We start from the raw sequence: 18,977 nt of genomic DNA on the forward strand, positions 1-18,977 counted from the left end.
TGTGAGACGCATGCTATAGAGAATTTTTCCGTTAGGTAATATTGCATGAGCGTGACTATTAAAAGTAAATCAGCGCAGGGAAAAGAATCTGCTTTAGTAGCCTCACCACGTAAGTGGCTGTTAGGGCTCGCTGGCATGGCCGCGATTGGCGTTAGCTACGTTATGATCCAAGGCGGGGTTATGCTGTATCAACAGTATCAGCAAGTTACTCACCCTAAATCACTTATCTATGGTACTTGGGTGGAGTACGATGTCGCACCTTATCGTGCTGATAGGCTGGTTATAAGCGCGGCAGGTATTACTATCGATGGCGGCGTCGTGGACACTGATTTCCAATTTGATGGCGAGTTTCTGACTTATCAACATGGCTCGCAAGAGCGCCGTTTTAAGTTTCAATATGAAAACTGGAACGAGATGACTCTGCAAACCGATAACGCGTATCAGCCTGTCTTTGTTAAAAGCCCATCAAATTAACATTCATTAACGCTCATACCATTGACGAGAATATTGAGAGTTTGTCATGCTCAAGGTATCTCGTTAATGGAACTCAATAACCAATGCAACAAGCAATGAAAAAAATCTTTCCTTTAGCCGCAGTGACGCTGCTGTTTGGCTGTGCTCAACCTACCGATCGCGCGCAACAATACTTTGATCAAGAGTTTGAGACTACCCTCAATCGTACCGATAGCGTGCAATCAAACGTAACGCGAGATTTTACCGAGTTTCATAAACAAGCTGAGCAGGTGGTCGATAAGTCGCCTTCGATGGCGAAAGTGTATCAACCGCTGTACGAAACGCTCAATGAATGGGTGCTGCAAAGTGGCGATCCGAGTGAGCTAGGCAACTTTGGTATTCAAACTGCACAGCTAGGTGGTGGCGATAAGCAAGGCAATGTACTGTTTACGGGCTATTTTTCACCTGTGATGGAATTGCGCCATGAGGCGAATGAAACCTACAAATACCCAGTTTATGCCAAACCTGATTGCAACAAAAACTGCCCAACGCGCGCCGAGATTTATGCCGGTGCATTGGAAGGGCAAGGTTTAGAGCTAGGCTATGCGGCTAACATGATCGACCCTTTCTTGATGGAAGTGCAAGGCAGTGGCTTTGTTCACTTTGAAGACGATGACACGCTTGAGTATTTTGCTTACGGCGGTAAGAACAACAAAGCGTATGTCAGCATTGGTCGAGTATTGATTGAGCGTGGTGAAGTCTCACGTGAAAAAATGTCGATGAAAGCGATTAAAGAGTGGGTACTCGCTAATGACGAAGCAACCGTACGAGAAGTGCTAGAGCAAAACCCATCGTTTGTCTTTTTTGCCCCGCGAGCTGACGCGCCAGTAACGGGTTCAGCAGGTATTCCATTGTTGCCAATGGCGTCTGTCGCGGGAGACCGAAGCATTTTGCCTATGGGAACCCCAATCCTTGCGGAAGTACCATTGTTAAACGCTGATGGCTCATGGAGCGGCGCTCACCAACTGCGTCTCCTTATCGTGCTAGATACTGGTGGTGCGGTAAAACAGAACCATCTTGATCTCTACCATGGTATGGGACCGCGCGCGGGTACTGAAGCTGGTCACTACAAACATTTCGGTCGCGTGTGGAAGCTAGGGTTAGAAAACTCCCCGACGCAAGCGCCTTGGGCAATGCCGCCAGAAAAACAAAACTAGTCGCTATGCCCTATTAGGGGCGAGTATAGACATTTCCATAAAGAGTGCGTATAAATCGCACTCTTCTTTTTTGTAACCGATTTACGGGCTTAAACTATGCGTGAATTAGACACCCCAGCGTCAGACAACTACAACCAACGTTTTGGTGGTACACGTCGTTTATATGGCAATAGCGAAGTGGAAATACTTCGTGCGGCACACGTATGTGTGATCGGGATTGGTGGTGTAGGTTCATGGGCTGTGGAAGCTCTGGCACGTACGGGTATTGGTGAACTGACGTTGATCGATATGGACGATGTGTGCGTGACCAATATTAACCGTCAGATTCATGCCATGAGCGGCACTGTCGGTCAAAGCAAAATCGAAGTGATGGCGGAGCGCGTTAAATTGATTAACCCTGAGTGTAAGGTTAATTTGATTGATGACTTTATTACGCCAGATAATCAGCATGAGTACCTATCTAAAGAGTACGACTATGTGCTGGATGCGATCGACAGTGTAAAAGCGAAAGCGGCATTACTGGCTTACTGCCGTAGCAACAAAATTAAAGTGATCACCACAGGTGGTGCTGGTGGTCAGGTTGACCCAACCCAAATTCAAGTGGCGGATCTGACTAAAACCATTCAAGATCCGCTGGCGAAGAAGATTAAAGACACCTTGCGTCGTCATCATAACTTCCCGAAAAATCCACAACGTAAATTTGGTATCGACTGCGTGTTCTCTACCGAGCAGCTAAAATACCCACAAGCGGATGGTTCGGTGTGTGGCGTGAAAGCGACCGCTGAAGGTCCAAAACGTATGGATTGTGCGAGTGGTTTTGGCGCTGCAACCGTGGTGACCGCGACGTTTGGTTTTGTTGCGGTCGCGCGTATCGTTGAAAAACTGATTCAAAAGCACAAGAAGTAGGGTGGTGTGATGTCGACATTTCCATTAAGTCCATTTGGCACGCAAATTACAGCCGAAGAGATTGTCGAGACCATGCAAGGTATGCGTGGTTGGGAAGACCGTTACCGTCAAGTGATCCAATGGGGTAAAAAACTGCCAGTAATGCCTGAAGAGTTTAAGTCACAACAAGTCATCGTGTCAGGCTGTGAAAGCCAGGTATGGTTGGTGAGTGAACAAGTTGGCGAGACGTGGTCATTGTGCGCGGATTCAGATGCGCGTATTGTGCGTGGGCTGATCGCTTTGGTGATGGCGGCGTACAACTACAAAACCAGTGAGCAAATCCAACAGTTTGATATTGATGATTATTTTTCCAAGTTAGGCTTAATTGATCATCTGAGCCCTTCGCGTGGCAACGGTCTAAAAGCGATTGTTGAGCAGATCAAGCAGCTTAGTGCCTAAGGCGAAAGCAATTTGAAATTCCCGCGATTTAGCGGGATTTTTTGTATTTGGATGTAGTGGTGGTTAATTTTTAATCACTGCTTTTTTAATGTCTTAGCGAAAACAGGGTCTTGTCACACTTGTTGTCTTTAGTTAAAGGCTGTAAAATTCGCGCCCTTATTTATTGTTCCGTTGTTGAGAGGCTTCATGACTACTGAAAAAATCAACCTGCTTGATTTTGATCGCCAAGGATTGCGTAAATTCTTTGCAGAAGAATTAAACGAAAAAGCATTCCGCGCCGAACAGGTGATGAAGTGGATCTACCATTTTGGTGTCGATGATTTCGACAACATGAACAACATCAACAAGCAATTGCGTGAGAAGCTAAAGCAACGCTGTGAGATTAAAGCTCCAGTGGTATCGGCTGCTCAACACTCATCTGATGGTACCATCAAGTGGGCAATGCGTGTGGGTGATCAAGACGTAGAAACAGTTTACATCCCTGAAGATGATCGCGCGACGCTTTGTGTCTCTTCACAAGTGGGTTGTGCATTGGAATGTAAATTCTGTTCAACTGCTCAGCAGGGCTTCAACCGTAACCTGAAAGTATCTGAAATCATCGGTCAGGTATGGCGCGCAGCGCGTGAAGTGGGTCTTGAGAAAGAAACTGGTCGCCGCCCAATTACCAACGTGGTAATGATGGGTATGGGTGAGCCACTACTAAACATGAAAAACCTGATCCCAGCGTTAGAAATCATGCTGGATGATCTAGGTTTTGGTCTGTCTAAGCGTCGCGTTACCGTATCGACTTCAGGTGTGGTATCAGGTCTTGATCAAATGACGGGTAAAATCGACGTTGCACTAGCGATCTCGCTACACGCACCAAATGACAAGCTACGCAGCGAAATCATGCCGATCAACGACCGTTGGGACATTCAAGAGTTCTTAGCGTCAGTGCGTCGTTACCTTGCATCATCAAATGCTAACCGCGGTAAAGTGACGGTTGAATACGTGCTGCTGGACCATGTCAACGATGATATGGACCATGCTCGCGAGCTGGCGGAGCTGATGAAAGATACGCCATGTAAGATTAACCTGATCCCGTTTAACCCGTACCCAGGTTCACCTTACAAGAAGCCAAGTAACTCACGTATCGACCGCTTCCAAAAGACACTGATGCAATATGAGCACACCGTAACGATTCGTAAGACTCGTGGCGACGATATTGATGCCGCATGTGGTCAGTTGGTTGGTGATGTTATCGACCGTACTAAACGTACAGCAGCTGCAAAAGCGGCGAAAGGCGAAACAATCGACGTTAAAGCGCTATAAAAGCCAAAATTAACCATCAAGCCAGAGCAATGCTCTGGCTTTTTTGTTGCAAGTTATTTCTCACTAAAATAAAGATTTAGCGCACTTTGTTAGTTTTATCTTGTTTCATTATGTCAGTTTTTCGAAAAACCTTGAGCTTGCTGTAATTTATCTACCCAGATTGTGTTGTTTCGCGGTTGATATCTATTAGAATTAGTAATTACACCTTGATATCGATTATCTGATAGTTTCAATAGAGGTTATAAAACAGGCTTAACTTGTTTAACAGTGATACAAATTCAATCTTGTGCGCAAGGTGCCTTTTGACTGATAAATAAGTAAGCGAATTAATTTACCTTAGGTAATGCCGGCAACTAACTAAAAATAACTAAGACAGGCAAACCTAAAGGAACATGAGAGACACAACAATATGAACACTGAGCAACCGACTCCAGTTGTAGAAGAAAACACCGAAGCATTCCACATTGAGCCTGGCACCCTGTTAAAGCAACATCGCGAGCAAGCGGGATTAACGCAAAAACAAGTGGCTGATCGCCTTAGATTGCGCGTAGCGATTATTGAACAGATTGAACGCAATGAGTTCGAACCTGATCAGGTTGCGACATTTACGCGTGGCTACCTGCGCTCGTATGCCAAAGTGGTGAATGCGGATGAGGGGGAAGTGCTGGCGGCATTGGATCATATGCTTGGTACTCAGCCTCCTCAAGAACAGAAAATGAAGAGTTTTTCACGTAAAACCAACCGTGAGAAGCACGACAGCCGTATTATGGCGCTCACTTGGGGCATCGTGATTGTGATTGTCGCAATTTCATCGGTTTGGTGGTGGCAGAATCAACAAAAAGATGATCTTGAATTGCGTGCAGAACAAGAAAACGCGCTGGTGGCTGATTTAGAAACTCAACCGCAGCTTGATACGAGCATTGATGAACTATCTGCTGACTCGGCAGCGCCTGAGGCACCTACCGCTGAGACAGAACAAGCGCCAAGTAGTGAAACTGAATCAACAGCCGTGGCTGATGATGCTAACAGTACTGCGATTTCTGCACCTCAAGAAGCAGAAGAAACGGTAGTGGCAGAGCAACCACAAGTGGCTGCCGAAGTTGTTAAACCTGAAATTGTTGCTAATCGTCTGGAAATGAATTTTAAAGATGAATGCTGGGTTCAGGTGAAAGATGCGACAGGTAAAACACTGATTAGTGGCATTAAACGTGGTGGTGAAACCTTAGAACTTGAGGGTAAACTGCCATATAACGTCATTTTAGGTGCGCCAGAAAACGTTTCTATCACCTTAGCGAGTGAAACTGTCGACCTTTCTGGGTATACTTCAGGCAAAGCAGCAAGATTCACCTTACCTTTATAAAGACTATGCAACACGAATCTCCTATTAAACGTCGCCCATCGACTCGAATCTATGTGGGCGATGTGCCTATTGGTGATGGCGCACCGATTGCGGTGCAGTCTATGACTAACACCAGAACAACAGACGTGGAAGCGACTGTTGCACAAATTCGAGCACTGGAAAATGTCGGCGCAGATATCGTGCGTGTATCTGTACCAACCATGGATGCCGCTGAGGCGTTCAAGCAAATTAAACAACAAGTCAACATACCGCTTGTGGCAGATATTCATTTTGACTATCGCATTGCCCTGAAAGTGGCGGAGTACGGCGTTGACTGTTTACGCATTAACCCAGGTAATATCGGCAACGAAGAGCGTATTCGCTCAGTGGTTGATTGCGCGCGTGACAAAAACATCCCAATTCGTATTGGTGTAAATGGTGGCTCTCTGGAAAAAGATATCCAGATGAAATACGGCGAACCGACACCGGAAGCTTTGGTAGAGTCCGCGATGCGTCATGTTGATATCCTTGATCGCCTTAACTTTGATCAATTCAAAGTCAGTGTGAAAGCTTCGGATGTCTTCCTTGCGGTAGATTCTTACCGTTTGCTGGCGAAGAAGATCGATCAACCCCTTCACTTGGGTATTACCGAAGCGGGTGGTGCGCGTGCTGGTGCGGTTAAGTCATCGGTAGGTCTTGGTATGCTACTTGCGGAAGGTATCGGTGATACACTTCGCATTTCCCTTGCGGCGAACCCAGTAGAAGAGATCAAAGTTGGCTTTGATATTCTAAAATCACTGCGCATTCGCTCACGTGGTATTAACTTTATTGCTTGCCCTAGCTGTTCTCGTCAAGAGTTTGATGTTATCGCGACAGTAAATGCACTTGAAGAACGTCTTGAAGACATCATTACCCCAATGGATGTATCTATCATCGGTTGTGTGGTAAATGGTCCTGGCGAAGCCGAGGTATCACACCTAGGTTTGGCCGGTAGCAACAAGAAGAGCGCATTTTACGAAGATGGTAAACGTCAAAAAGAGCGTTTTGACAACGACGATCTGGTGAACCAGCTAGAAGCAAAAATTCGTGCGAAAGCAGCCGTAATGGATGAAAGCAATCGCATCGAAATTAAAGTGCAAAACTAAATCTCAACGAAGTAATTAAAATTACGGTAAATATTGTGGCAAAACCAATTCAAGCAATTCGAGGCATGAACGATTGTCTCCCAACTCAATCACCACTGTGGCAAAAGCTAGAAAATACAGTGAAGAACGTAATTAGCGCATACGGTTATAATGAAATGCGCATGCCAATCGTTGAGATGACGCATCTATTTAGTCGCGCAATCGGTGAAGTGACTGACGTTGTAGAAAAAGAGATGTACACCTTTGAAGATCGCAATGGTGACAGCCTAACTCTACGTCCAGAAGGCACTGCGGGTTGTGTGCGTGCAGGTATCGAAAACGGTCTACTGTACAACCAAGAACAACGTGTATGGTACATGGGTCCTATGTTCCGTCACGAGCGTCCACAAAAAGGTCGTTACCGTCAATTCCACCAATGTGGTGTGGAAGTGTTTGGTCTAAACGGTCCAGACGTTGATGCAGAACTTATCATGATGACTGCACGTCTATGGCGTGAGCTAGGCATCGAAAAGCATGTGCGCCTTGAGCTGAACTCAATTGGTTCTCTTGATGCGCGAGCTAACTACCGTGAAGCTTTGATTGCTTTCCTAGAGCAACATATGGATGTTCTAGATGAAGATTGTAAACGTCGTATGCACACTAACCCGCTACGTGTACTGGATACTAAAAACCCAGATGTACAAGCGATCTTAGGTGATGCACCGCGTCTATCTGAATACCTAGATGAAGAATCTAAGCAACATTTTGCAGGTCTATGTGAACTTCTTGATGCGGCTGGTATCGAATACACAGTAAATGAGCGTCTAGTACGTGGTCTTGACTACTACAACCGTACGGTATTTGAGTGGATCACTGAAAGCCTAGGCTCACAAGGCACAGTATGTGGTGGTGGTCGTTATGACGGTCTAGTTGAACAACTAGGCGGTAAAGCGACGCCAGCAGTGGGCTTTGCAATGGGTCTTGAGCGTCTAGTACTCATGCTAGAAACTCTAGAGCTAACCGACGTTCGTCGCAGTGTTGATGTTTACATGGTGACTGCAGGCGAAGGTACTATGATGGCGGGTATGAAGCTGGCTGAACAGCTACGCGAACAAGTACCAGGTCTACGTGTGATGAACCACTTCGGTGGTGGTAACTTCAAGAAGCAATTTAAGCGTGCAGATAAAGTAGGCGCAGTAGTTGCGCTTGTATTGGGCGAAAACGAAGTTGCTGACAACAGCGTAGTATTGAAAGACCTCGTTGGCGGTACGCAAGAAACTTACAGCCAAGCGGATGTGATTGCGAAACTCGCTGAGCTAATCTAACCAAATTTAAGTTTAAAAAAGTGGCGATGAGAGTCGCCACTTTTGTGATGTTAAGAGGACAGGAAGTGGAACTCTACGATACTGAAGAACAACAAGTTGAAGCGATTAAAGATTGGTGGAAAGAGAACGGTAAAGCAGTCATCTTTGGTGCTGTTATCGGTCTAGGCGGTCTATTTGGCTGGCGCTACTACCAAGATTCAACTATTGCTGCTCAAGAAGCTGCTTCTGAAAGCTACACCAAGACAATTGAGCAGTTGGCAGCCACTGGTGCAGACGCTGAAGCTCAAGTACAAAGCTTCATCGATGCTAATGGTGAGACTGAATACGCGGTACTAGCCTCACTGCAATTGGCAAAAGTTCAGGTTGAAGCAAACCAACTTGATGCTGCGATTGAACAGCTACAATGGGCAAGCACAGCATCGAAAGATCAAGCTCTTCAAGCGGTAATTAACTACCGTCTAGCTCGTCTGCAATCTGAGCAAGGCAAATTTGACGCTGCCGTTGCTCAACTAGACAAGATCACTGACGAAGGTTGGGCTGGTCGTGTTGATGAGCTAAAAGGTGACATCTTACTGCGCAAGGGAGATGCAGAAGGTGCATACGCAGCATACACCGAAGCACAACAAGCGGGTGATGCAAGCGAAGCACTACAAATGAAATTGGATGATCTAGCCAAGTAAGGGCAAGTTGGATGAAGAAATTGCTGAACAAGGCATTGACGACAGTTGCAGTAATCGGCGTGTTAGCAGGTTGTGCGAGTGAAGAAGACACCATCATTATGGCGCCAGTGCCACAAGTGGACAGCGAGTTTACGACCTCTTCGGTATGGCGCAGTTCAGTTGGTGATGGTGTTGAGCAATACTTTTCTAAGTTAGCACCGGTATACGCTTACGACACAGTATTTGTTGCAAGCCGTAATGGTGAAGTGAAAGCGCTAAATCCTGAAACTGGCGACGAGCTTTGGTCTATCGACTTAGAAGAAGATGTACCGGCTCGTTTGTCTGGTGGTATTGCTGCTGCTTATGACAAGCTGTTTATTGGTAGTGAAAATGGTGAAGTGATTGCGCTAAACCGCGAAACAGGTGAGCTGTTATGGCGCACCCCTGTGCAAGGTGAAGTGTTATCTGTACCAGCAACTGATGAAAGCCTTGTGATGGCGCATACAAGTGAAGGTTTGCTTGTGGCTCTTGATCAGCAAAGCGGTGAGCAAAAATGGGCAATCAGTACTGAAGTGCCAACTTTGACGCTACGTGGCACCAGTGCACCAGTGACTGTATCAGGTGCAGTGTTCTGGGGCACGGCAAATGGTCGTTTAGCCGCAGCTATCATTCAACGTGGTCAGCTAATTTGGCAACAACCAATTGGCACACCGAAAGGCGCGACTGAGATCGATCGTATTGTGGATGTTGACGCATCACCAATGTTGATGGGCAGCACCCTGTATGTGGTGGGCTACAATGGTCAGCTAACCGCAATCGATCTTCGCTCAGGTCAACCAGCGTGGAAGCGCACCTATTCATCTGCGACTGATATGGCCAATGATGGTAGTCGTTTGTTCTTAGTGACAGATAAAGATCACTTGGTTGCAGTCGATGCGCGCAGTGGTACTGAACTGTGGACGAACAAGCAGCTAGAACACCGTCTGCTGACCGCACCTAAAGTAATGGGTGACTATCTAGTGGTTGGTGATAGCGAAGGCTACCTATATTGGGTAGATCGTAGCACGGGTGAGTTTGTTGCGATGCAAGAAGAGGGCAATGGTGGTTTTGCAGTTGCACCGATTCAACTTGATGATGGATTTTTAATCACGACACGCGATGGCGATGTAAAGAAACTAACGCTCAGCGAATAATTTCGTGATATAATTCACATTCGGCTCCTGGCTGGTAACAGCTAGGAGTCGTTTTGTTTATAAGAAACAAGTATTTAAGTGTAGATAGTGTTGCTATAGGTAACAATTTGGCGAGAGGACATTTTGTCAGTCGTTACCTATAACTACATAAGAATAGAATATTGTAGAGGTTGTTATGGTTCCTGTTGTTGCTCTAGTAGGGCGTCCGAACGTAGGTAAGTCTACGTTGTTTAACCGCTTAACTCGCACACGTGATGCGCTAGTGGCGGACTTCCCTGGCTTAACTCGTGACCGTAAATATGGCCAAGCTAAGCTTGGTGAGCATGAATTTATTGTGATTGATACCGGCGGTATCGATGGCACTGAAGAAGGCGTAGAGACAAAAATGGCACAGCAATCGCTAGCGGCGATTGATGAAGCTGATGTTGTACTATTTATGGTAGATGGCCGCGCTGGTCTAACTGCCGCTGATGAAGCAATTGCACAACACCTACGCAAGCTAGAAAAGCCAGCGATGCTGGTAGTAAACAAAATTGACGGTATTGATGCTGACGCAGCAAGCGCAGAGTTTTGGCAACTTGGTATGGAAGATATGTACCAGATTGCTGCTGCTCACGGTCGCGGTGTTGCAGCGCTTATCGATCTAGCGCTAAACCCATTTGCAGAAAAATTCGCAGAAGAAACTCAAGGTGAGATCACTGACCTGACTGAGTTTGAAGATGAAGAACAAGAGCAACTGGATTACAGCGAAGAAGAAGCGGAAGCTGAATTCAAACGCCTACAGGATCAGCCAATCAAATTGGCAATCATCGGTCGTCCAAACGTAGGTAAATCAACGCTGACTAACCGTATTTTAGGTGAAGAGCGTGTGGTTGTTTACGATATGCCAGGAACGACTCGTGACTCTATCTACATTCCGATGGAGCGTGATGGTCGTGAATACGTACTGATTGATACTGCGGGTGTTCGTCGTCGTACGCGCATCAACGAAACAGTTGAGAAGTTCTCAGTTGTTAAAACGCTAAAAGCGGTTGAAGATGCCAACGTGGTACTTTTGATCATCGACGCTCGTGAAAACATCTCTGATCAAGATCTAAGCCTACTAGGTTTTGCGCTAAATGCAGGTCGTTCGATTGTTCTTGCGGTAAACAAGTGGGATGGTCTGGATAACGATGTAAAAGAATCAGTGAAGAAAGAGCTAGACCGTCGTCTAGGCTTCGTTGACTTTGCGCGTATTCACTTTATCTCAGCACTACACGGTACAGGTGTTGGTCACCTATTTGAATCAGTACAAGAAGCATACAAGTCAGCCACGACGCGTGTAGGTACTTCTGTTCTGACTCGCATCATGAAGATGGCAACCGACGATCACCAGCCACCAATGGTTCGTGGTCGCCGTGTGAAACTGAAATACGCGCACGCGGGTGGTTATAACCCACCAATTATCGTGATCCACGGTAACCAAGTTCGCGAACTACCAGATTCATACAAGCGTTTCTTGATGAACTACTACCGTAAGTCGCTAGAGATCATGGGTACGCCGATTCGTATTCAGTTCCAGAACAGTGAAAACCCATTTGAAGGTAAAACAACCAAAATGACACTGTCTCAAGAGCGTAACCGTAAACGCCTAATGAGCATGGTTAAAAACCGTAAAAAGTAACCACTAACGATTTACTTGAAAAGCGCCTACAATGTAGGCGCTTTTTTTATCTTCAAAGAACAATGAAATCGAAATTACAATGACTGTAACCCCAACTATTACTCAGTTTTGTCATCAAACTTGGCAACTCACTGCACAAATACAGCTTAGCCAAACATCAGGTGACGTTGTCTATATCGTGACCGATAAAACCCCATTCCACCCAGTTAGCCATGTTTGGCCTGATCATCCTGCTGACAGAGGTACACTTGCGTTAAATGGTAGTGAGTATCCGCTCATCGACTGTCTAGTTGGTGCGGTAGAACTTGCCAGCAATACGCTCTACGTTGATAAAGCCATCCCGGTAAAGCGTGATGAAGCAGGTTGGGCATTTGTAGTGGTTCATGTGGTTGAAAATACAAACGCAGTATTTTCTACTGGTGATAGCTTAGTGCTATCGGTTGATAAGCACTACCAACAGGCTTTGAGTCGCGGTCACAGTGCTGGGCATCTTGCCTTTTTAGCCTTGAACAAGGTTTTAACTGATCAAGGCTACTGGCGAAAAGACGCTGACCGTAAAGATACCCTTGGCAGTTATGATTTCAACAATTACGCCCAAGAGACTAGCTTTGTCACTGCCGATAAATGCTTAGATAGTTACCGCCTAGGTAAAACGCTGCGTAAACGTGGGTTAAATAGTGCCGATGTTTCCGAACAGCTTCAATCGATAGAAAATAATGTAAATCAAATGGTTAGCGATTGGTTGGCGCAGAAAGGTGATGTGGTTATGCACTGTGAAGGGGAGGCTTTAACCGACTCGCGTTACTGGCGCTGCGATTTAGGTGATGGCAAGATTGCCGAGATTCCCTGTGGCGGCACTCATGTAAATAGCTTAAAAGAATACGCGAGTATTAAGGTGAGTTTGCGCGAAACAAGTCCAAATTACATTGAAATGCAGACCGATGTAATTGCAGCCAGCGCATAATGCGATCTTTTTATTAAAAACTAAAAATGTGATTTTTTGAAAGTCATTTTAGATTTAAATCTGGTTTAAAATCCAAAAACAGCACATGTAACTTATGCTTTCGGTGTGTGGTTATATAAATATTCTTTTTAGGGCAGATCGCTGATCAAAATGGATTTAGCAGATGATCTTATGAAGATCATCTTGGCAGATAGAGTGCTTTTTAGTCAATTAATCGATGCACGCAATGTGACGGCAATACGGACGTGACAAAGATCAAGGAGCGATGGGTGATGTGCGTTCACAATGGGATCCAGTGGAACCATGAGGGAAAAACAATGAGTGATAATATGTGCCCACAATGTCAGCAAGAACTTGATTGGCAAGGTCACTACCACTGCAATAACTGCGCAGAGTCCTTTATCAAGATCGGTTATTGCCCTGATTGTCAGGCGCAACTGGAAAAGCTACAGGCATGCGGCTCAGCGAGCTATTTTTGCAATAGCTGCAATGAGTTGAAATCGAAGTCGCGAGTGCGGTTCGAGTTTGAGAAAAAGGCAGATTAATTGACGGTTGAACGCAGTTCGCCATCAGCTAAACGGGTGATCAGGGTATCGCCCGTTTTTACATCTTGCGCTGAGTGAACCACGTCACCCTGCTCAGTTTGAGTGATTGAGTAACCACGTTTAAGCGTTGCCAGTGGGCTTACCGTATCGAGTTTTTCAGCCGCCAGTGCCAGTTGATGGCGAGATTTAAGTAGCTTTCTGTCCATCGCATCTAATAGCTTTTGCTCAAGGCGAGCAAGAGTCGCTTGCTGCGCACTGAGACGTTTGGCTGGCGAATGGAGTTGAATACGATGCAGCTGGCGCTCAATTTTTTGCTGATGCTGAGCAATAAAGCGCTGCATCGCACGCTGAAGGCGCGCATCTAACTCATCAAGCTGCTGGCTTTGACGCTGCAACTGTTGATTTGGATGTTGTCTGTCTAAACGGTGCTCTAGTTGGCGCAAACTCTGCTTTTGTTCAGCAAAGTAGTAACGCATCGCTGCAAACAGTTTCTGCTCGCGAGTCGCTAAGCCTTGGGCTTTATGGCTGTTATCACGGCTAACCAGCTCTGCTGCCGCAGAAGGTGTAGGTGCACGCATGTCAGCAACAAAGTCTGCAATGGTGACATCGATTTCATGACCTACCGCACTGATGATCGGGATCTGGCTTGCCGCAATGGTGCGCGCCAAGATTTCATTGTTGAAACACCATAGATCTTCTAGGGAGCCACCGCCACGACCGACAATCAACACATCACACTCATTACGGCTATTGGCACAACCAATTGCTTGAGCAATTTGAATCGCCGCGTCTTCACCTTGCACCATGGTTGGATAGATGATGACAGGTAGAGAAGGATCACGACGCTTTAACACATCAAGAATATCGAATAGCGCAGCGCCAGTTTTCGAGGTGACAATACCCACGCACTTTGGATGCTCAGGCAAAGGCTGTTTGCTGGTTTGAGCAAATAAACCTTCTGCCGCGAGTTTCATCTTCAGCTCTTCGAATTGCTGCTGCAAGCGACCGTCACCTTCCGGCTGCATACTTTCGATGATCAACTGGTAGTCACCACGTGGCTCATAGAGCGACAAACGAGCTTTTACTAACACTTGATTACCGTTAGTCGGCTTAAATGATACGTGACGATTGTTACCACGGAACATGGCACATTTGACTTGAGCGCGAGCGTCTTTAAGAGTGAAGTACCAGTGACCAGAGACTGGTGCAGAGAAGTTAGATATCTCACCAACTAACCAAACGATCCCCATTTCATTCTCAAGCAAAAGGCGCACTTCTGCGTTAAGTCTCGATACGGTAAAGATATTTTGATTGGTCAGAGATGACACAGCTAATCTCGTAGGCGTGAGTATGGAAATTAGCGGCAATATAATACATAGCAAGGGGGTAAATGCAAGAAAAAAATTAAAAATATTTGTGGTCAAGCGACAATCTTCACCGTATAATCCCACCGCAATATCTAATCCAAATGCAGCAAAGTTTCCTTACTTTCTGTGCTCATTATGCGAAACGATGAGATTGGATTTTCTTTCTACCTATCTATTGTGAGATATTGCAAATGCTAAGAATTGCCAAAGAAGCGCTGACATTCGATGACGTACTACTCGTGCCAGCTCACTCCACTGTTCTCCCAAACACTGCTGATCTTCGCACTCAGCTAACTAAGAACATCACCCTAAACATCCCTATGATTTCGGCGTCTATGGACACCGTTACTGAAGCTCGTCTAGCAATCGCGCTAGCGCAAGAGGGTGGCATTGGCTTTATCCACAAAAACATGTCAATTGAGCAGCAAGCTGCGGAAGTTCGTGCGGTTAAAAAGTACGAATCAGGTGTGGTTACCGATCCGGTAACTGTAAGCCCTGACGCAACGATTGCTGATGTTGTTGCTTTAACTGAAAAGCACGGTTTTGCTGGTTTCCCAGTAGTAACTGAAAGCAACGAGCTAGTGGGTATCATCACTGGTCGTGACGTTCGTTTTGTAACTGACCTATCTAAGAAAGTATCAGCAGTAATGACGCCGAAAGAGCGTCTAGCTTCTGTTAAAGAAGGTGCAGAGCGTGCTGAAGTGCAAGAGAAAATGCACGAAGCGCGTGTTGAGAAAGTGCTGGTTGTGAACGATGACTTCCAACTAACCGGTATGATCACCGCGAAAGACTTCCATAAAGCGGAAACTAAACCAAACGCATGTAAAGATGCGCAAGGTCGTCTACGTGTTGGCGCGGCAGTTGGTGCTGGCGCTGGTAACGAAGAGCGTGTTCAAGCGCTAGTTGAAGCGGGCGTTGACGTACTACTTATCGACTCTTCACACGGTCACTCTGAAGGTGTTCTAAACCGTATTCGCGAAACTCGCGCTGCGCATCCAAACCTAGACATCATCGGCGGTAACGTAGCAACAGGTGCTGGTGCTCGTGCTCTGATTGAAGCGGGTGTAAGTGCAGTTAAGGTGGGTATCGGTCCTGGCTCTATCTGTACAACTCGTATCGTTACAGGCGTAGGTGTTCCACAAATCACAGCTATCGCAGATGCTGCAGAAGTAGCGAATGAATTCGGTATCCCAGTTATCGCTGACGGCGGTATCCGTTTCTCTGGCGACATCTGTAAAGCAATCGTAGCGGGCGCATCATGTGTAATGGTTGGCTCTATGTTTGCTGGTACTGAAGAAGCACCAGGTGAAGTGATTCTTTACAACGGTCGTTCTTACAAAGCTTACCGTGGCATGGGCTCACTAGGTGCAATGTCACAAGGCTCTTCTGACCGTTACTTCCAGTCTGACAACGCAGCAGACAAGCTAGTACCAGAAGGTATCGAAGGTCGTATCGCATACAAAGGTCTACTTAAAGAGATCGTTCACCAACAAATGGGTGGTCTACGTTCAAGCATGGGTCTTACTGGCTCAGCAACGATCGAAGACATGCGCACTAAAGCTGAATTCGTTCGCATCTCAGGTGCGGGCATGGCTGAATCGCACGTACACGACGTTCAAATTACTAAGGAAGCACCAAACTACCGTCGCGGTTAATTTTTACTGATTATTTCAATTAATAGCGGCATCGAAAGTGCTCATTTATGCTTATAAACTGCGCGCTTTCTCTTTGCTCTTAGCTGAAATACTGAAGTAAAAATAAAATCTATATATCTGACGTAAACGTTTGCTTTTTTCCTTGAAGCATTGATAAGAGGCGGGTAAACTCGCCTCGTTTTCATAACCTAGCTTATAAGACTGCTCAAAATGACTAAAAATATCCATGACCAACGTATTCTGATCCTGGACTTCGGTTCTCAATACACTCAGCTTGTTGCACGCCGTGTTCGTGAAATCGGTGTTTACTGTGAACTATGGAGCTGGGATGTAGAAGAAGCGGATATTCGTGAATTCAACCCAGACGGCATCATTCTATCTGGTGGTCCTGAAAGCGTAACAGAAGAAAACTCTCCACGCGCTCCACAATACGTATTTGACTCTGGCGTGCCAGTACTAGGTGTATGTTACGGCATGCAAACTATGGCGGAGCAGCTAGGTGGTAAAGTAGCAGGTTCAACTGAACGTGAATTTGGCTACGCACAAGTTAAAGTTTCTGGCGAATCTGCAATCTTTAAAGATCTTGAGCTTACTCAAGACGTGTGGATGAGCCACGGTGACAAAGTAGTAGAAATCCCAGCAGACTTCGTGAAAGTAGGTGAGACAGACACTTGTCCTTACGCTGCGATGGCGAATGAAGAGAAGAAATACTACGGTGTACAATTCCACCCAGAAGTAACGCACACCAAAGGTGGCATGCAAATGCTTGAGAACTTTGTTCTTGGCGTATGTGGCTGTGAGCGTCTATGGACTTCTGAATCTATCATTGAAGATGCTGTTGCACGTATCAAAGAGCAAGTAGGTGACGACGAAGTTATCCTTGGTCTATCTGGTGGTGTGGACTCTTCAGTAGTTGCTATGCTGGTACACCGTGCAATCGGCGACAAACTAACGTGTGTATTCGTTGATAACGGTCTACTTCGTCTAAACGAAGGTCAACAAGTAATGGATATGTTTGGCGACAAGTTCGGTCTAAACATCATCAAAGTTGATGCAGAAGAGCGTTTCCTAGAAGCACTAAAAGGCAAATCGGATCCAGAAGAGAAGCGTAAGACCATCGGTCACGTATTCGTAGACGTATTCGACGAAGAGTCTAAGAAGCTGAAAAATGCTAAATGGTTGGCGCAAGGTACTATCTACCCTGACGTAATCGAATCAGCGGCTTCTAAAACAGGTAAAGCGCACGTGATCAAATCACACCACAACGTGGGCGGTCTACCAGAAGATATGGCGATGGGGCTAGTTGAGCCACTACGCGAACTATTTAAAGACGAAGTGCGTAAGATTGGTCTAGAGCTAGGTCTACCGTACAACATGCTTTACCGTCACCCATTCCCTGGTCCAGGTCTAGGTGTTCGTGTTCTTGGCGAGATCAAGAAAGAGTACTGTGACTTGCTACGTCGTGCTGACGCTATCTTTATTGAAGAGCTGCACAACGCAGACCTATACGACAAAGTATCGCAAGCGTTCACTGTATTCCTACCAGTACGCTCTGTAGGCGTAATGGGTGATGGTCGTAAATATGACTGGGTAGTATCACTACGTGCAGTAGAAACCATCGACTTTATGACAGCGCATTGGGCACACCTACCATACGACTTCCTAGGTAAGGTTTCTAACCGCATCATCAACGAAGTAGATGGCATTTCTCGCGTGGTTTACGATATCTCAGGTAAGCCACCAGCGACAATCGAGTGGGAATAATATTCCCATCATATTTGCAGTAGCAACGTTGTTGACTGCTGCAAATATTTTGGCAATGACTTTGCGTCTTTGACGTAAATATTAAGATAGTAAAACCAGCCTTCGGGCTGGTTTTTTTGTATATTTTGTTAGCAATCAGCATGAAAATTGCTGATTTTTCACGCAAATATTGCTGGGTGATCTTGAAATTTTAACTGCTTTTTTCTGTCTATTTCTTTGCATTTCATGAAATATGTCAGCATTTTAATCGCAATATGATGAATTGTTTATTTGTGTAATATAAGTTTTCAGTCGCTAGCTGTTGTGTTTACTGCCGGCACTACTAAAATCTGCGCGTAATTTTTATCACATTTTTTGAAAAGGTACGCCCCCATGTCTACAAAACTGGCTAACCCAGCACCATTAGGTCTGATGGGTTTCGGTATGACAACCATCCTGCTAAACATCCACAACGCAGGCTTTTTCCCAATCGACTCTATGATTCTGGCTATGGGCATCTTCTACGGTGGTCTAGGTCAAGTACTTGTAGGTATGATGTGCTTTAAGCGTGGTGACACGTTTGGTACAACAGCGTTCACATCTTACGGTCTATTCTGGCTAACACTTGTTGGTCTACTAGTGATGCCTGAAATGGGTCTACAAGCAAGCCCACATAGCTTCATGGGCTGGTACCTAACTCTATGGGGTATCTTCACTGGCTTCATGTTTATTGGTTCACTATGCTACCCAACTGCTAAGCAAGTTGTGTTTGGTTCTCTAACCATCCTATTCTTCCTACTAGCAGCGCGTGACTTCACTGGTAGCACAGTTATCGGTACTATTGCGGGTATCGAAGGTATCTTCTGTGGCGCAAGTGCAATCTACTTCGCGATGGCTCAAGTTCTAAATAACGAATTTGGTCGCGTAGTTCTACCAATCGGTGAAAAACGCATTAAGCCAATCGTTGCTGCTGAGCAAGTAACAGCGTAATCAACGCTTAAAAGTTTACAAAAATAAAAGGGCTAACCATTTGGTTAGCCCTTTTTTTGTCTTCGGCATCTAGCGATGCAATAAA

At 45.8% G+C, this 18,977-nt stretch carries 17 protein-coding genes; 16 read left to right on the forward strand and 1 reads right to left on the reverse strand.

Going from position 1 to position 18,977, the window contains the following annotated elements; all coding sequences use genetic code 11:
- Positions 1 to 45: 45 nt before the first annotated feature.
- The 13 genes from DPF93_RS12005 (at position 46) to DPF93_RS12065 (ending at position 13,137) form a co-directional block, all read left to right on the forward strand.
- Complete coding sequence (locus tag DPF93_RS12005) at positions 46 to 474, forward strand: DUF2850 domain-containing protein (RefSeq protein ID WP_114766401.1); 429 nt, start codon at positions 46 to 48, stop codon at positions 472 to 474.
- A gap of 95 nt (positions 475 to 569) precedes the next feature.
- Positions 570 to 1,670 (forward strand): murein transglycosylase A, encoded by a 1,101-nt coding sequence (gene mltA / locus DPF93_RS12010; RefSeq protein WP_114766431.1) that lies wholly within the window; start codon positions 570 to 572, stop codon positions 1,668 to 1,670.
- A gap of 96 nt (positions 1,671 to 1,766) precedes the next feature.
- A complete protein-coding gene (gene tcdA, locus DPF93_RS12015; protein WP_075648986.1) occupies positions 1,767 to 2,576 on the forward strand; it encodes a tRNA cyclic N6-threonylcarbamoyladenosine(37) synthase TcdA in 810 nt (269 codons plus the stop codon).
- Between the two features lie 9 nt (positions 2,577 to 2,585).
- Positions 2,586 to 3,014, forward strand: coding sequence for a cysteine desulfurase sulfur acceptor subunit CsdE (gene csdE / locus DPF93_RS12020; protein WP_114766402.1), 429 nt, complete (start codon positions 2,586 to 2,588; stop codon positions 3,012 to 3,014).
- Between the two features lie 186 nt (positions 3,015 to 3,200).
- Positions 3,201 to 4,325: a dual-specificity RNA methyltransferase RlmN gene (gene rlmN / locus DPF93_RS12025; RefSeq protein ID WP_114766403.1), complete on the forward strand. Its 1,125-nt coding sequence runs from the start codon at positions 3,201 to 3,203 to the stop codon at positions 4,323 to 4,325.
- 409 nt (positions 4,326 to 4,734) lie between these two features.
- On the forward strand, positions 4,735 to 5,685 hold the full coding sequence (gene rodZ / locus DPF93_RS12030; RefSeq protein ID WP_114766404.1) for a cytoskeleton protein RodZ: 951 nt from the start codon (positions 4,735 to 4,737) through the stop codon (positions 5,683 to 5,685).
- Positions 5,686 to 5,690: 5 nt separating this feature from the next.
- The gene (gene ispG / locus DPF93_RS12035; RefSeq protein WP_114766405.1) at positions 5,691 to 6,809 is read left to right on the forward strand and encodes a flavodoxin-dependent (E)-4-hydroxy-3-methylbut-2-enyl-diphosphate synthase; all 1,119 of its coding nucleotides are present in this window, start codon (positions 5,691 to 5,693) and stop codon (positions 6,807 to 6,809) included.
- 35 nt (positions 6,810 to 6,844) lie between these two features.
- Complete coding sequence (gene hisS / locus DPF93_RS12040) at positions 6,845 to 8,113, forward strand: histidine--tRNA ligase (protein WP_114766406.1); 1,269 nt, start codon at positions 6,845 to 6,847, stop codon at positions 8,111 to 8,113.
- A 65-nt stretch (positions 8,114 to 8,178) separates the two neighbouring features.
- Positions 8,179 to 8,793 carry a YfgM family protein gene (locus DPF93_RS12045; RefSeq protein WP_114766407.1) on the forward strand — a complete coding sequence of 205 codons (615 nt, stop codon included), beginning with the start codon at positions 8,179 to 8,181 and terminating at the stop codon, positions 8,791 to 8,793.
- A gap of 11 nt (positions 8,794 to 8,804) precedes the next feature.
- Positions 8,805 to 9,965 carry an outer membrane protein assembly factor BamB gene (bamB, locus tag DPF93_RS12050; RefSeq protein WP_114766408.1) on the forward strand — a complete coding sequence of 387 codons (1,161 nt, stop codon included), beginning with the start codon at positions 8,805 to 8,807 and terminating at the stop codon, positions 9,963 to 9,965.
- Positions 9,966 to 10,140: 175 nt separating this feature from the next.
- Positions 10,141 to 11,628, forward strand: coding sequence for a ribosome biogenesis GTPase Der (der, locus tag DPF93_RS12055; protein WP_114766409.1), 1,488 nt, complete (start codon positions 10,141 to 10,143; stop codon positions 11,626 to 11,628).
- Positions 11,629 to 11,707: 79 nt separating this feature from the next.
- Complete coding sequence (locus DPF93_RS12060; protein ID WP_114766410.1) at positions 11,708 to 12,592, forward strand: alanyl-tRNA editing protein; 885 nt, start codon at positions 11,708 to 11,710, stop codon at positions 12,590 to 12,592.
- 317 nt (positions 12,593 to 12,909) lie between these two features.
- Positions 12,910 to 13,137 carry a zinc ribbon domain-containing protein gene (locus DPF93_RS12065; RefSeq protein WP_114766432.1) on the forward strand — a complete coding sequence of 76 codons (228 nt, stop codon included), beginning with the start codon at positions 12,910 to 12,912 and terminating at the stop codon, positions 13,135 to 13,137.
- On the opposite strand, the gene xseA is transcribed toward DPF93_RS12065, so the two are convergent.
- Positions 13,134 to 14,465, reverse strand: coding sequence for an exodeoxyribonuclease VII large subunit (xseA, locus tag DPF93_RS12070; protein WP_114766411.1), 1,332 nt, complete (start codon positions 14,463 to 14,465; stop codon positions 13,134 to 13,136). The two genes, DPF93_RS12065 and xseA, sit on opposite strands and share 4 nt — an antisense overlap.
- A gap of 230 nt (positions 14,466 to 14,695) precedes the next feature.
- On the opposite strand from xseA, the gene guaB reads away from it, so the two are divergent.
- The 3 genes from guaB to DPF93_RS12085 all read left to right on the forward strand — a co-directional run bounded on the left by guaB (position 14,696) and on the right by DPF93_RS12085 (position 18,892).
- Complete coding sequence (gene guaB / locus DPF93_RS12075) at positions 14,696 to 16,159, forward strand: IMP dehydrogenase (protein ID WP_075648998.1); 1,464 nt, start codon at positions 14,696 to 14,698, stop codon at positions 16,157 to 16,159.
- 210 nt (positions 16,160 to 16,369) lie between these two features.
- Positions 16,370 to 17,923 carry a glutamine-hydrolyzing GMP synthase gene (gene guaA / locus DPF93_RS12080; RefSeq protein ID WP_114766412.1) on the forward strand — a complete coding sequence of 518 codons (1,554 nt, stop codon included), beginning with the start codon at positions 16,370 to 16,372 and terminating at the stop codon, positions 17,921 to 17,923.
- A gap of 372 nt (positions 17,924 to 18,295) precedes the next feature.
- The gene (locus DPF93_RS12085) at positions 18,296 to 18,892 is read left to right on the forward strand and encodes an acetate uptake transporter (RefSeq protein ID WP_114766413.1); all 597 of its coding nucleotides are present in this window, start codon (positions 18,296 to 18,298) and stop codon (positions 18,890 to 18,892) included.
- Positions 18,893 to 18,977: the final 85 nt, after the last annotated feature.

The sequence above is a fragment of the Vibrio rhodolitus genome, assembly GCF_003350325.1.
Classification (GTDB): domain Bacteria; phylum Pseudomonadota; class Gammaproteobacteria; order Enterobacterales; family Vibrionaceae; genus Vibrio; species Vibrio rhodolitus.